13 protein-coding genes are annotated in these 13,543 nt (G+C 57.1%); 4 read left to right on the forward strand and 9 right to left on the reverse strand.

Annotated elements, in window-relative coordinates; translation table 11 throughout:
• Window positions 1-3 precede the first annotated feature (3 nt).
• Together BHU62_RS17010 and murQ are read right to left on the reverse strand one after the other, a co-directional pair.
• The gene (locus BHU62_RS17010) at window positions 4-1,371 is read right to left on the reverse strand and encodes a PTS transporter subunit EIIC (RefSeq protein WP_073533057.1); all 1,368 of its coding nucleotides are present in this window, start codon (window positions 1,369-1,371) and stop codon (window positions 4-6) included.
• Window positions 1,372-1,390: 19 nt separating this feature from the next.
• A complete protein-coding gene (gene murQ / locus BHU62_RS17015) occupies window positions 1,391-2,284 on the reverse strand; it encodes an N-acetylmuramic acid 6-phosphate etherase (RefSeq protein ID WP_073533058.1) in 894 nt (297 codons plus the stop codon).
• Between the two features lie 167 nt (window positions 2,285-2,451).
• Here murQ and BHU62_RS17020 point away from each other — a divergent pair, with 167 nt between their 5' ends.
• The 3 genes from BHU62_RS17020 (at window position 2,452) to BHU62_RS17030 (ending at window position 5,331) form a co-directional block, all read left to right on the forward strand.
• Window positions 2,452-3,300, forward strand: a complete 849-nt coding sequence (locus BHU62_RS17020; protein ID WP_073533059.1) for a MurR/RpiR family transcriptional regulator — start codon at window positions 2,452-2,454, stop codon at window positions 3,298-3,300.
• 185 nt (window positions 3,301-3,485) lie between these two features.
• Complete coding sequence (locus BHU62_RS17025) at window positions 3,486-4,979, forward strand: phosphoethanolamine transferase (protein WP_236720686.1); 1,494 nt, start codon at window positions 3,486-3,488, stop codon at window positions 4,977-4,979.
• A gap of 91 nt (window positions 4,980-5,070) precedes the next feature.
• The gene (locus BHU62_RS17030) at window positions 5,071-5,331 is read left to right on the forward strand and encodes a YfhL family 4Fe-4S dicluster ferredoxin (RefSeq protein ID WP_073533061.1); all 261 of its coding nucleotides are present in this window, start codon (window positions 5,071-5,073) and stop codon (window positions 5,329-5,331) included.
• Between the two features lie 46 nt (window positions 5,332-5,377).
• Here BHU62_RS17030 and acpS read toward each other — a convergent pair whose 3' ends face one another.
• From acpS to lepA, 7 genes are all read right to left on the reverse strand, one after another.
• A complete protein-coding gene (gene acpS / locus BHU62_RS17035) occupies window positions 5,378-5,758 on the reverse strand; it encodes a holo-ACP synthase (RefSeq protein WP_073533062.1) in 381 nt (126 codons plus the stop codon).
• Complete coding sequence (gene pdxJ, locus BHU62_RS17040; protein ID WP_025303943.1) at window positions 5,758-6,489, reverse strand: pyridoxine 5'-phosphate synthase; 732 nt, start codon at window positions 6,487-6,489, stop codon at window positions 5,758-5,760. The genes acpS and pdxJ overlap by 1 nt, the downstream gene beginning before the upstream one ends.
• A gap of 71 nt (window positions 6,490-6,560) precedes the next feature.
• Entirely contained in the window at window positions 6,561-7,292 is a 732-nt protein-coding gene (gene recO / locus BHU62_RS17045) for a DNA repair protein RecO (protein WP_004929165.1), read from the reverse strand.
• Between the two features lie 6 nt (window positions 7,293-7,298).
• Window positions 7,299-8,207 (reverse strand): GTPase Era, encoded by a 909-nt coding sequence (gene era / locus BHU62_RS17050; protein ID WP_004929162.1) that lies wholly within the window; start codon window positions 8,205-8,207, stop codon window positions 7,299-7,301.
• On the reverse strand, window positions 8,204-8,884 hold the full coding sequence (gene rnc, locus BHU62_RS17055) for a ribonuclease III (RefSeq protein ID WP_004929158.1): 681 nt from the start codon (window positions 8,882-8,884) through the stop codon (window positions 8,204-8,206). The genes era and rnc overlap by 4 nt, the downstream gene beginning before the upstream one ends.
• Window positions 8,885-9,120: 236 nt before the next feature.
• Window positions 9,121-10,098, reverse strand: coding sequence for a signal peptidase I (gene lepB / locus BHU62_RS17060; RefSeq protein ID WP_073533063.1), 978 nt, complete (start codon window positions 10,096-10,098; stop codon window positions 9,121-9,123).
• Window positions 10,099-10,130: 32 nt separating this feature from the next.
• The gene (lepA, locus tag BHU62_RS17065) at window positions 10,131-11,930 is read right to left on the reverse strand and encodes a translation elongation factor 4 (RefSeq protein ID WP_073533064.1); all 1,800 of its coding nucleotides are present in this window, start codon (window positions 11,928-11,930) and stop codon (window positions 10,131-10,133) included.
• Window positions 11,931-12,420: 490 nt separating this feature from the next.
• Here lepA and BHU62_RS17070 point away from each other — a divergent pair, with 490 nt between their 5' ends.
• Window positions 12,421-13,509 carry an acyltransferase family protein gene (locus BHU62_RS17070; RefSeq protein WP_073533065.1) on the forward strand — a complete coding sequence of 363 codons (1,089 nt, stop codon included), beginning with the start codon at window positions 12,421-12,423 and terminating at the stop codon, window positions 13,507-13,509.
• Window positions 13,510-13,543: the final 34 nt, after the last annotated feature.

The following is a 13,543-nucleotide window of genomic DNA, read 5'->3' on the forward strand; positions in this document are numbered from 1 at the left end:
ACGCTACTCCTCGGGATCGTTGAACCCCATCATCCAGGTGAAGAGAAAACCGGCGATAATCGTAATCAGCATCCCCGCCAGATACAACATCACCTTACCCGAGACGATGGTCAACGCCAAAGGCAACCCCGAAATGCCGAAGGTAATCACCGTTGCCACTTTCCAGTAGCTGATTAGCGCGCCACCGACCGCACCGCCGAGGCAGGCGCCGATAAACGGCCGGCCCAGCGGCAGCGTCACCCCGAAGATCAACGGCTCGCCGATGCCGAGAATGCCGACCGGCAGCGCCCCTTTGATCACCTTCTTCAGCCGCGCGTTACGGGTTTTCAACAGCACCGCCAGCGCCGCCCCCACCTGGCCGACGCCGGCCATCGCCAGGATCGGCAGCAGCGGGTTGGAACCGTGCGCCTGCACCAGTTCGACGTGGATCGGCACCAATCCCTGATGCAGGCCGGACAGCACCAGCGGCAGGAACAGCCCCGAAAGCAGCGCCCCCACCAGCAGCCCGCCCTTGTCGATCGCCAGATTGGCGCCGTGGGCGATGGCGTCGGAGATATAACCGCCGATCGGCTGCAAAATCAGGATCGCCAACGAGGCGGTCACCAGCGTGGTCAGCAGCGGGTTGAGGATCAGTTCGACCGATTCAGGCAGCAACGCGCGCAGGCGTTTCTCCACCCAGCACATCAACGCGACCACCAGCAGCACGGCGATCACCCCGCCGCGCCCCGGCTGCAGCGCCTCGCCGAACAGCGTGATCTGCGCCAGCGCCGGGCTGGAGAGAATGCCGGCCATCACGCCGCCCATCGCCTGGGAACCGCCGAACACCCGTGCGGCGTTGACCCCGACCAGAATGTTCATGATGGCGAACACCGCGCTGCCGAAAATCGCCAGCAGCCCCAGAACGTTCGGGTAATCCAACGCCAGCTGGCCGGCGATGTCGGGCCGTTTCAGCAGATTGATGATGCCGGTGATCAGCCCCGAGGCGATAAACGCCGGGATCAGCGGAATGAAGACATCGGCCAGCTTCTTCAGTGCGCCGCTCATCGGCGCAGCGTATTTTTGCTTGGCCTGCGCCTTGGTGCGGGCGGCGTCACCGACGGCAGTGACGGGTTGCGCACTGCCGCTCAGCAACCCGCGCATGGCGTCCACCACCTTGGCGGCGGCGCCCGGCCCGACGATAAACTGATGCTGTTCACCCTGCTTGATATAGCCCTTCACGCCGGGCAGTTGCTTGAGGGCGGCCAGATCCAGACGCTGTTCGTCGCTGACCTCGACGCGCACCCGCGTCATGCAGTTCTCCAGTTTGAGGATATTGCCCTCGCCCCCTACGCCCGCCAGGATCTGTGTCGCCAATGCCGTTGTCTTGTCCATCGCCCGCCCCCAGTGTGGATTAACGCGCCAACGCCGCGCGCAGGTAGCCGTCGTGCCGCTGCAGCCGCTGCAGCGCCTCTTCGGCGCCGACGCCGGCCAGAATCATCAGGATCGCCGGTTTGACTTCGAAACCGGTCTGCGCCAGCGCCGCCTCCGCCTGAGCGCGTTCGGCGCCGGTGGCCTCCACCACGATGCGGCAGGCGCGATCCACCAGTTTGACGTTGGTGGCCTTCACGTCCACCATCAGGTTTTGGTAGACCTTGCCCAGCTTGACCATCGCGCCGGTCGACAGCATGTTGAGCACCAGCTTCTGCGCGGTGCCGGACTTCATGCGCGTCGAGCCGGTCAGCGCCTCCGGCCCCACCACCGGCGAGATCGCCACCTGCGCTTCATGCGCGATCGGCGAATCCGGGTTGCAGGAGATGGCCGCCGTCGGGCAGCCCAGCCCGCGCGCATAGCGCAATGCGCCAATCACATAAGGCGTGCGCCCGGAGGCCGCCAACCCCACCACCATATCGACGGCGGTGAGGTTCAGCGCCCGGAGGTCGGTTTCGCCCAGGGCTTCATCGTCTTCCGCCCCTTCCACCGCTTTGAGCAGCGCGCCCGGCCCGCCGGCGATCAGCCCCACCACCACGCCGTGCGGCACGCCGAAGGTCGGCGGGCACTCGGAGGCATCCAACACGCCCAAGCGGCCGCTGGTGCCGGCGCCCAAATAAATCAGCCGCCCACCGGCTTTCAACGCCGCCGCGGCCAAATCAACCGCCTGCGCGATCGCCGGCAGCACCTTTTCGATCGCCTCCGGTACTTTGCGATCTTCCTGGTTAAAGCTGCGGACCATCTCCAGCGTCGACATCTCATCCAGCTCCATGGTGGCCGGGTTGCGGGTTTCCGATACCAGTGCGCCTAAGTTCATCTGTTCACCTTTGAATTTTTAATTCACAAAACTAAATCAATATTTGAATATTTTATTCAACAAAGCGAGCGCTATTTGCTATTTTAACGACGAGCTCACAAAAATTTTCACCGCGCGTTTTTGCCACCTGCGTGGCAAAATGGCCGCTGGTTTCCAGGGAAATATCAATGAGTACCCTTCTGCGCATTCGCCAGATCTATCCGACACTGGCGCAAAACGACCGCAAGCTGGCGGATTTCTTGCTGAACAACGCCGAGCAAGCGCGCCATCTCAGCTCGCAAAAGCTGGCCCAGCTGGCCGGTATCAGCCAGTCGAGCGTGGTGAAGTTCGCCCAAAAGCTGGGTTATAAAGGTTTCCCGGCGCTGAAGCTGGCGCTGAGCGAAACGCTGGCCCAGCCACAGGTTGAACCAGTGGTGACCGTCCACAACCACATCCTCAGCAGCGATACGCTGAAAACCGTCGGGGAAAAACTGCTGGCGGAAAAGCAGGCGGCGCTGCGCGCGACGCTGGACATCAACAGTGAAGAGCGGCTGCATCAGGCGCTGGACATGTTGCGCCAGGCGCGCCGGGTGATGCTGATCGGCATCGGCGCCTCCGGGCTGGTAGCCAAGGATTTTTCCTTCAAGCTGCTGAAAATCGGCGTGATGGCGGTGGCCGAAGCGGACATGCACGTTCAGTTGGCGGCGGTGCAAGCACTGGACAAACGCGACCTGCTGCTGGCGATCTCATTCAGCGGTGAACGGCGCGAGGTCAATCTGGCGGCGGAAGAGGCGCGCCAGGCCGGCGCCCGGGTGCTGGCGCTGACCAGCTTCTCTCCCAACGGCCTGCAGCAGCGTGCAGATCACTGCCTCTACACCATCGCCGAAGAGCCCCGCACCCGCAGCGCGGCCATCTCCTCCAGCACCGCCCAGTTCGCCCTCACCGATCTGCTGTTTATGGCGCTGATCCAGCACGATCTCGATCATGCGCGCGATCGCATCAGGCACAGTGAACAGTTGATGAAAAAGTTGGTCTGACGCGTATAATGGCGGCCAATAAAAAGCCGCCACCTCAATTATTTCCATTCTCTGCATTCGAAAAATAATGTGCGGGCGGCTATTTGCTCAGTTATCACACGATAACTGGACATGCATGGACAGCATTATTTGGCGATACCATTATGAATACACACACAGTCATTTTAGATAAGTTACGAGACTCCGTGACTCATCCGATTCTGCGCGCCTTTTTATTTTATGTCATCACGGCATTGATATTAATCAAAGCGATGGGATACAGCGGCGGAAAAGGCATTGATATTCTTTTTATTGCGCTTACCTTACTATTATTATCTACCCATTCGGTTACCCGTTACGGCTTAATCATTCCATTTATTTTACTGTGCGCGCTGTATGCACCGGTCGGGGCCATTTACGGCACCCCTTCCGCTGCCGTGATGTCCGCTCTGCTGCAAACCAACTTCATGGAGGCCAGAGAGTTCTTGCATACTCTCCCGGCCAGTTGCTATCTGTTGCCGGCCGTCATTCTGATGACGCTGTTCATTCTCGGTCGGTTTATTTGGCGACAGGCCATTTCAAAGAAAGCACTATTTCCCTTACTGGCCCTGCTTGCGGTAATCGTCATCGTCAGAATGTTCAGCGGCGGATTGGCTAACCTTAAACTGCCCGACTTCTTTTTATCCATTTACTCTGCATACCATCAATACCAACAGCAAATTGATGAGTTAAACGCCAATACCGCAGCGCCAAGCAATTGGTCGGTGACAGCCGGAGCAGCAGCTAACGAGAATTATGTCATTATCGTCGGCGAAAGCATGCGCAGGGATCATATGTCCTTATTTGGTTATCCTGTGGCCACTACGCCTTTTCTGGATAATGCCAACGGTCGGTTTTACAGCAATTATATTTCCACCGCGCCGAATACGTTCGAATCGCTTCCCCGCACGCTGGCGTTAAGCCACGGTCGCAACATCGCCATTGGGGATAATATCATCACCCTGGCAAAAGCCGCCGGTCTCAAAACCCACTGGCTGTCCAATCAGGGCATGCTCGGGCAATTCGATACGCCGGTGTCAAAAATCGCCATGTTCAGCGATAACCATTACTTCTTGAAGAAAGGTGACTACCAGTCGCGTGACACCGACGATGACGCGCTGTTGCCGATACTTGACCAATTATTAAGCCACCAGGAGCCAGGCAACCTGTATGTGCTGCATCTGATGGGCTCGCACGCCGACTTTTGCGAGCGGCTTAACGGTGAGCCACCCAGCGTCGAGTCACCGAATAAGGAACTGGCCTGCTATCTCTCCACCTATCGCAAGACCGACCGTTTTATCGAGCAGGCTTATCGGATGCTGAAACAGAACGGCGCGCCTTTCAAGCTGTTCTACTTCTCCGATCACGGCCTTTCCCATAAGGATATCGGCGGCGGCCGCTCTCTGCGCCACGGCGGCGATACCCGGCAAAATTACCAGGTGCCGTTGCTGGTGCTTTCCGACCGTGACCAACAGCATCAGGTCATTGATGAGCCGTTGAACGCTTTTGATTTTCTCGGTTTATTTGCTCAGGAGGCGGGGATTCGAGTTGCCCATCCCGAGATGACGCGCATGGCGGATTCGAACACGCGCTGGGTGTTTGACGGGCAGACAATGGTTGATTTCGATCAGTTGGCTGACGACCCGCCTGAGTTACCCTAAGCGGTAAGATGACGAAAAAACGCCCGTCGCACGGTGATTGTATGATAGATTGCGCGCCTGCCCGAGCACACCGATGGAAAGATAACTGAAGATGGCACTGCTGATTACCAAGAAATGTATCAACTGCGACATGTGCGAGCCGGAATGCCCGAACCAGGCGATTTCGATGGGCGAGAATATCTACCAGATCGACACCGATCGCTGCACCGAGTGCGTCGGCCATTATGATACGCCGACCTGCCAACAGGTCTGCCCGATCGACAACACCATCATTACCGATCCGCAGCATTGCGAAACCAACGAGCAGCTGTGGGACAAGTTCGTGGTGTTGCACCACGCCGATCGCATTTAATCCGCCGCAGAACCGACAAGGGCGCCTCAGGGCGCCCTTTGCATTTTCAGCTTTCGACGATCACCGTCGCGCAGGCATAGCGCCGTTCATCGGCCAGCGAAACGTGGATCGCGGCGACCCCCATCTCCCCCGCCAGCTCGGCGGCGCGGCCGTGCAGACGAATATTCGGCTTGCCCAGCGCATCGTTGAACACTTCGAACTGGTTGAACGCCAGACCGTTGCGGATCCCGGTGCCAAACGCCTTGGCGGCGGCCTCTTTTACGGCGAAACGCTTAGCCAGGAAACGTATCGGCTGCTGGTGCTGCTGATACAACGCCCACTCGGCGTCGCTCAGCACGCGACGCGCCAGACGATCGCCGCTGCGCTCCACCACCGCTTCGATACGCGCTATCTCGACGATGTCGGTACCCAGCCCGAGTACCGCCATTAACGGCGCGCTTCCCGCATCAGAACTTTCATGTCGGCGACCGCCGCCGGCAGGCCGCTCATTACCGCCTGGCCGATAATCGCATGGCCGATGTTCAGCTCATGCATTTCCGGCAGCGCGGCGATCGGCTGCACATTGTGGTAAGTCAGACCGTGGCCGGCGTTGACCTTCAGCCCTTTCTCCGCCGCGTAGGCCGCAGCCACCGCGATGCGGCGCAGCTCGGCCTGTACCGCCAGCTCGCCCTGCGCTTCAGCGTAGGCGCCGGTGTGGATTTCGATATAGGGGGCGCCCACCGCCACCGCCGCGTCAATCTGGCGATGATCGGGATCGATGAACAACGAGACCAGAATGCCCGCCTGCGCCAGACGCTCGACCGCCACGCTCATTTTGTCCAGCTGGCCGGCAACGTCCAGGCCGCCTTCGGTGGTCACTTCTTCGCGCTTTTCCGGCACCAGGCAACAGAAATGCGGCTTCAGCTCAATGGCGATGTCCAGCATCTCGTCGGTCACCGCCATCTCCAGATTCATGCGCGTCTGGATGGTCTGACGCAGCAAACGCACGTCGCGGTCGGTGATATGGCGGCGATCCTCGCGCAAATGCACGGTAATGCCGTCAGCCCCCGCCTGTTCGGCAATGAATGCCGCCTGAACCGGATCCGGGTATTGGGTTCCGCGCGCGTTACGTAACGTGGCGATGTGATCGATATTGACGCCCAGCAGCAAATCAGCCATGACAACCTCTAAATACGATTTTCAGTGCCAGCAGTGTACACGCGGGCGCAGGACGGCAAAAGGGGAAAAGGTCAGGCGTCGTCCACCGGCGTGTTCGGCTGCTTGCGCACGAACTGGCGGAACAGTTCGCGGCTCTTCAGCGGTTTGCCGCCGAGGTAGGGTTTCAGCGCCATGCGGGTGAAACGCTTGGCGGCGCGCAGCGTCTCGGCGTCGGGAAACTGACGCTCCGCCAATGCGCGCAGCTCGCGGCCGGTGAAGCTGTAGTGATCCACCACCAGGCTGGCGATAAAGCCTTTCTCTTCGCGGTAGCGGTAGGTCATGGCGTCATCCACCGGTAGGCCGCTGCCGGCGCAGTGCAGGAAATCCAGGCCGTAGCCCAAGTGGTGCAGCAAGGCCAACTCGAACTGCCGCAGCGCCTGTTCCGGCGAGCTGTCTTCCGCCGCCAGCGCCTGCAGGCATTGCAGATAGTCGAAGAACAGTACCGAGTAGTTGGTTTCCTGCTCCAACACGCGCGCCAGCAATTCGTTCACGTACAGGCCGCTGTAAAGCATCATGCCGCTGAGGGGTAAACCGAGGGAGACCGCTTCGGCGTTGCGCAGCGTTTTCACTTCGCCGCGGCCGCCCCAGCGCACTAACAGGGGGGTAAAGGGCTGCAGGCAGCCCTTCAGATTGGAGCGGCGGCTGCGCGCGCCTTTCGCCAGCAAGCGCACCCGCCCATGACCTTCGGTAAACAGATCCAGCATCAGACTGGTTTCACTGTACGGCCGCCCATGCAGGACGAAAGCGCGCTCCCAGCCGTCCACGAATCGTTACTTCAGATCGTCAACATAGCCCAGGCTGCGCAGCGCACGTTCGTCGTCCGCCCAACCGGATTTCACTTTCACCCACAGTTCCAGATGCACTTTAGCGTCGAACATCTGTTCCATGTCCTGGCGCGCTTCGATGCCGATGGTTTTGATCTTGGCGCCCTTGTTGCCGATGACCATTTTCTTCTGGCCTTCGCGCTCGACCAGGATCAGGCCGTGCACATCGTAACCGCCGCGATCGTTAGCCACGAACTGTTCGATTTCTACCGTCACCGAATACGGCAACTCTTCGCCCAGGAAACGCATCAGTTTCTCGCGGATGATTTCAGACGCCATAAAGCGCTGGGAGCGATCGGTGATGTAATCTTCCGGGAAGTGGTGTTCCGCTTCCGGCAGCAGCTTGCGCACGATGCCGGCGATGGTGTCGACGTTCATCCCTTTCTCGGCGGAGATCGGCACCACGTCGAGGAAATTCATCTGCTGGCTGAGAAACGCGATGTGCGGCAGCAGCTTGGATTTGTCGGTGACGTTATCGACCTTGTTGATCGCCAGCAATACCGGGCAGCGCAGGCTGCGCAGTTTGTTGACTACCATTTCGTCGTCGGCGGTCCAGTTGGTGCCTTCGACCACGAAGATCACCAGTTCGACGTCGCCGATCGAGCTGCTGGCCGCGCGGTTCATCAAGCGGTTGATGGCGCGTTTTTCTTCGATGTGCAGCCCTGGGGTGTCGACGTAGATCGCCTGATAGGCACCATCGGTGTCGATGCCCATGATGCGGTGACGGGTCGTCTGCGGCTTACGCGACGTAATGGAAACCTTCTGCCCCAGCAGTTGGTTCAGCAACGTCGATTTGCCCACGTTCGGACGGCCGACGATAGCGATAAAACCGCAGTGTTGTTTTACTTCGCTCATTCAAGCTCCAGCTTTTTCAGCGCTTGTTCCGCTGCCGCCTGCTCGGCTTTACGGCGGCTCGAGCCGGTGCCCACCACGGGCTCGCTCAAACCACTCACCTGGCAGTGGATGGTAAACTCCTGGTCGTGCGCTTCACCGCGAACCTGCACTACCAAATAAGAAGGCAACGGCAGATGACGGCCCTGTAAAAACTCCTGCAAGCGGGTTTTCGGGTCTTTCTGCTTATCGCCGGGGCTGATTTCGTCCAACCGGCTGCGATACCAGTCCAAAATCAGTCGTTCAACGGTTTGAATATCGCTATCCAGGAACACGCCGCCGATCAATGCCTCCACCGTATCCGCCAGGATTGACTCGCGGCGGAACCCACCACTTTTCAATTCGCCCGGCCCAAGCCGCAGACATTCGCCCAGGTCAAACTCGCGCGCCATCTCCGCCAGCGTGTTGCCGCGCACCAATGTGGCGCGCATGCGGCTCATATCGCCTTCGTCTACGCGAGGAAAACGGTGATAGAGCGCATTGGCGATGACAAAGCTCAGAATCGAGTCACCCAGAAACTCAAGACGTTCATTGTGCTTACTGCTGGCGCTGCGGTGAGTCAAAGCCTGCAGTAAAAGCTCCTGCTGTTGAAAAGTGTAGCCCAGCTTCCGCTGCAGCCTGTTTATTACGATGGGGTTCATGAGTTACCAATAGATCAAGAATGCGTCAAAAACTTGCAGCATACGGAACAGGCCTGCTTCGCCGAAAGCCGATCCAAAGCTGTTTCGTTTGCAGTGGCTCCCAACAGGGAACCAACTTTTTATCGCTCGAGAAGGTATTCTACAACGAGTGGAAACATAATGCTGCGTTTATATCCCCTTCATCTTTCACGCCGCAACCTAATGCGGCGTGAAAGTTATCGGACATAAATCAGCGATTAATGAATGCCGCCGATCCGGCTGAAACGTACGCCGGTAGGCCACTCACCTTCCTGCTTTTCAAAGCTCATCCAGATGGCCGTGGCTTTACCCACCAGATTCTTCTCCGGCACAAAGCCCCAGTAACGGCTGTCCGCGCTGTTGTCGCGGTTGTCGCCCATCATGAAGTAATGCCCGGCCGGCACCACCCACTCCGCCAGCGGTTTGCCCGGCTGTTGGTAGTAAGCGCCCACCTGATCCTGCGTGCCCGGCACGGTCAGGATACGGTGTGTTACGTTGCCCAGGCTTTCCTGGCGCTCACGCAGGCGAATGCCACCTTGCGGTACGTTGTCGCTCAGCGGGATCGAATAGAAACCGTTGCTGGCCTCCCCCATACCGCTGCGGCTGAACAGCTGCACGAAATCGCTCGGCTGCGCGTCGGCGTAAGTCACCGCCAGCGCGGTGTCGCAAGACTGCCCGCTGTTGCAGGACGGCTGCACGGTCACGCGCTTATTCACCGGATCGTAAGTAATACGATCGCCCGGCAGGCCGATCACGCGCTTGATATAATCCAGTTTCGGATCCAGCGGGTATTTAAATACCGCAATATCGCCGCGCTTCGGATGACCGGTTTCAATGAGCGTGGTTTGGGTGATCGGATCTTTAATGCCGTAAGCGTATTTCTCCACCAGGATGAAATCGCCGATCAACAGCGTTGGCATCATCGAGCCGGACGGGATCTGGAACGGTTCGTAAATAAACGAACGCACCACAAACACCAGCAGCAACACCGGGAAGACCGATGCACCGGTCTCCACCCAGCCTGGCTGCTTGGCTACTTTCGCCAGCGTTTTATCGTCCACGGCGCCCGCGGTCTGTGCGTTGACCGCCGCGATCTTCGCGCGGCGGGCCGGTGCCCATTTAAAGCGCTCGAAGCACCAGATGATCCCGGTGACCAGCGTGGCCAATGCCAGGATCAGGGCAAACATATTCGCCATGCAAACTCCCTCGTTTCGCGAACCCGTCGCGGTTACTTGCCGTCTTTGCCGACGTGCAGAATGGCCAGGAACGCTTCCTGCGGCAGCTCGACGTTGCCGACCTGCTTCATGCGTTTCTTACCGTCTTTCTGTTTCTGCAGCAGCTTTTTCTTACGGCTGACGTCACCGCCGTAGCATTTCGCCAGCACGTTTTTACGCAATTGCTTCACGGTGGAGCGCGCAATGATGTGCGTGCCGATCGCCGCCTGAATCGCGATGTCGAATTGCTGGCGCGGGATCAGATCTTTCATCTTCTCCACCAGTTCACGGCCGCGATACTGCGAGTTTTCGCGGTGGGTGATCAGCGCCAGCGCATCCACGCGCTCGTTGTTGATCAGCACGTCCACGCGCACCATGTCGGAAGCCTGGAAGCGCTTGAAGTTGTAATCCAACGACGCATAACCGCGCGACGTGGACTTCAGGCGGTCGAAGAAGTCGAGCACCACTTCAGCCATCGGGATTTCATAGGTCAACGCCACCTGGTTGCCGTGGTAGACCATGTTGGTCTGCACGCCGCGTTTCTCAACGCACAGGGTGATGACGTTGCCCAGGTACTCCTGCGGCATCAGCATGTGACATTCGGCGATCGGTTCGCGCAGTTCCTGGATGTTATTCAACGGCGGCAGCTTGGACGGGCTGTCGACGTAAATCACTTCTTTGCCGGTGGTTTCCACTTCGTAGACAACCGTCGGCGCGGTGGTGATCAGATCCAGATCGTATTCACGTTCCAGACGCTCCTGAATGATCTCCATGTGCAGCAGGCCGAGGAAGCCACAGCGGAAACCGAAGCCCAGCGCGGTGGAGCTTTCCGGTTCGTAGAACAGAGAAGCGTCGTTGAGGCTCAGTTTGCCCAGCGCATCGCGGAAGGCTTCATAGTCGTCGGAGCTGATCGGGAACAGACCGGCGTACACCTGCGGCTTCACTTTCTTGAAGCCCGGCAGCGCTTTATCCGCCGGCTGACGCGCCTGCGTCAGGGTATCGCCCACCGGCGCACCAAGGATGTCTTTAATCGCACATACCAGCCAGCCTACTTCGCCGCAGTTCAGCACGTCGCGATCGACCTGCTTCGGCGTGAAGATACCCAGACGATCGGCGTTATACACCTGGCCGGTACTCATGACCTTGATCTTGTCGCCCTTGCGCAGCGTACCGTTCTTGACGCGCACCAAAGACACAACGCCCAGATAGTTATCGAACCAGGAATCGATGATCAGCGCTTGCAGCGGTGCATCCGGATCGCCCTGCGGCGGCGGAATGTCGCGCACCAGGCGCTCCAGCACGTCGGGCACGCCGACGCCGGTTTTGGCCGAGCAACGCACCGCATCGGTGGCGTCGATGCCGACGATGTCTTCAATCTCCTGCGCGGCGCGATCCGGATCGGCGGCCGGCAGGTCGATTTTGTTCAATACCGGCACCACTTCCAGATCCATTTCGATCGCGGTGTAGCAGTTGGCCAGCGTCTGGGCTTCTACGCCCTGCCCGGCGTCCACCACCAGCAGCGCGCCTTCGCAAGCTGCCAGCGAGCGGGAAACTTCATACGAGAAGTCAACGTGGCCGGGGGTATCGATAAAGTTGAGCTGATAGGTCTGCCCATCCTGCGCTTTATAATCCAGCGTGACGCTCTGCGCCTTGATGGTGATACCGCGCTCGCGCTCCAGATCCATCGAATCGAGCACCTGCGCAGCCATTTCACGGTCGGTCAAGCCACCGCAGATTTGGATAATGCGGTCAGACAGCGTCGACTTACCGTGGTCAATGTGGGCAATAATGGAGAAGTTTCTTATTTGATTCATTTAATTGAAGTTTTCTCAGATTACACGCTTAAGTTGTTAATCGGTGGATACAGCGATGGACACAAATCCACAACTCCCCACATAGCATGGGGCGCATCTTACACTGTATATGCGCTGCGTGAAAGCCAACACCGGCAACGGTTTGTCAGGTAGCCCATGTTTGGCGGCAATCCGGTGATACCCGGCTATTGCGAGTAGATAATGCGATTTTCTGTACAAAAACCAGACTCCCCTCCCGAAAAAAGATGGCACTTTTCCTAAAACCACCAAAAAAATCAACGCCAAATAAACAAAAAATTAACTTATTTATTTTTTTAAATCAATTGATTAGGCCATTTCCATTTAATTTAAAAGATTAAATATCAGCGTTAATTTTATTCGTCACCCGAAAAAGCCACCATCAATTAGGTACAATCGTAAAATTGAGCCGTATTAATTCATTGTCGGTATTAAAGCTAAATCAATATTATTAGGCCACTAAGGGTAGCGCATGTCTCTGCATGAAAGGAAAAACGAAATCCTCTGGATAAATACGCTGAAAGGATTCTGCATCTTACTTGTGGTCCTCCACCATGCGGTCATTACCACCCTAATACCCTCTATTGATCACCTTTCCGCCGGCCAATTACCGGCTAAAATATGGGTCTTATTCAATCAGGTGGTTTCGCCACTGAGAATGCCTGCGTTCTTCTTCGTTTCCGGTCTGCTCGCGGCCAACGCGATAAGCAAGAAAAAGTGGGCAGATATCTTTACCAAAAAAGTCTCAAATTTAATTTATCTGTATATCCTCTGGGGCGTTATCCAGTGGTTCTTTATTAAACTCGTTATCTCCGCCATCTCGGGGATACAGCTGTCCGATGCAGAGAATAGCGCCTATTCGGTAACGCCCTCTGAATTCATCACGCTGCTGCTGATGGCAAAAACCAGCCTGTGGTACCTGTATGCCTTGGCCGGTTATTTCGTCATTGCCAAGCTGTTCCAGCGCGTCAAATATCTGTTGCTAATCCTGGCCGTTGCTTTTAACTATGCGGCAGCATTGGGCATCATCCCCGGATGGGGCATGGTCAGCTTGTCACAGAACATGATCTTCTTCTTGATTGGCGCATTTCTTAGTGATTTGCTGACTCAGGCCAGTGAAGTCAATAAGAAAAACATCCTATTGTGGATTGGGCTGGCTGTTTTGGGCCTCATCAATATCAAGCTCGGTATTGGCAAGAACATTTTTGTTTGCCTGCTGGCGATCATATCAGCGATTATCATTTGCAGAATTTTAAATAATCACTTCAACATGGCGTGGTTGAATTGGGTCGGCAAAAACACCCTGCAAATATACGTTATTCACAGAATTATAATCGAGGGGATCGGCGTAACCGCTCTGGGTGTCGGAGTTGAAAGCGGCATGTTCAAAAATAATCATCTCTCTTTGATATGGAGCATCACCTTCCCCGCTTTCGCGGTCGCATTTTGCACCGTGTCCTCATTAATCATCTGGACCTTGTGTAATCGCGGCGTAGGTAAATCACTCTTCGCCTATCCGTCAATAATCAAGAAAGATGAAGTAAGAAGTTTGGAAAAATAACAGACGAGAAACCCAAACGGCGCCTTATTTAGCA

The sequence above is a fragment of the Serratia marcescens genome (genome assembly GCF_001902635.1).
Classification (GTDB): domain Bacteria; phylum Pseudomonadota; class Gammaproteobacteria; order Enterobacterales; family Enterobacteriaceae; genus Serratia; species Serratia marcescens_F.

What these genes read in the sequence shown, in the direction of transcription:
- BHU62_RS17010 (WP_073533057.1), bottom strand. Translation starts at nt 1,371, where the DNA reads ATGGACAAGACAACGGCATTGGCGACACAGATCCTGGCGGGCGTAGGG.
- murQ (WP_073533058.1), bottom strand. Translation starts at nt 2,284, where the DNA reads ATGAACTTAGGCGCACTGGTATCGGAAACCCGCAACCCGGCCACCATG.
- BHU62_RS17020 (WP_073533059.1), top strand. Translation starts at nt 2,452, where the DNA reads ATGAGTACCCTTCTGCGCATTCGCCAGATCTATCCGACACTGGCGCAA.
- BHU62_RS17030 (WP_073533061.1), top strand. Translation starts at nt 5,071, where the DNA reads ATGGCACTGCTGATTACCAAGAAATGTATCAACTGCGACATGTGCGAG.
- acpS (WP_073533062.1), bottom strand. Translation starts at nt 5,758, where the DNA reads ATGGCGGTACTCGGGCTGGGTACCGACATCGTCGAGATAGCGCGTATC.
- pdxJ (WP_025303943.1), bottom strand. Translation starts at nt 6,489, where the DNA reads ATGGCTGATTTGCTGCTGGGCGTCAATATCGATCACATCGCCACGTTA.
- era (WP_004929162.1), bottom strand. Translation starts at nt 8,207, where the DNA reads ATGAGCGAAGTAAAACAACACTGCGGTTTTATCGCTATCGTCGGCCGT.
- rnc (WP_004929158.1), bottom strand. Translation starts at nt 8,884, where the DNA reads ATGAACCCCATCGTAATAAACAGGCTGCAGCGGAAGCTGGGCTACACT.
- lepB (WP_073533063.1), bottom strand. Translation starts at nt 10,098, where the DNA reads ATGGCGAATATGTTTGCCCTGATCCTGGCATTGGCCACGCTGGTCACC.
- lepA (WP_073533064.1), bottom strand. Translation starts at nt 11,930, where the DNA reads ATGAATCAAATAAGAAACTTCTCCATTATTGCCCACATTGACCACGGT.
- BHU62_RS17070 (WP_073533065.1), top strand. Translation starts at nt 12,421, where the DNA reads ATGTCTCTGCATGAAAGGAAAAACGAAATCCTCTGGATAAATACGCTG.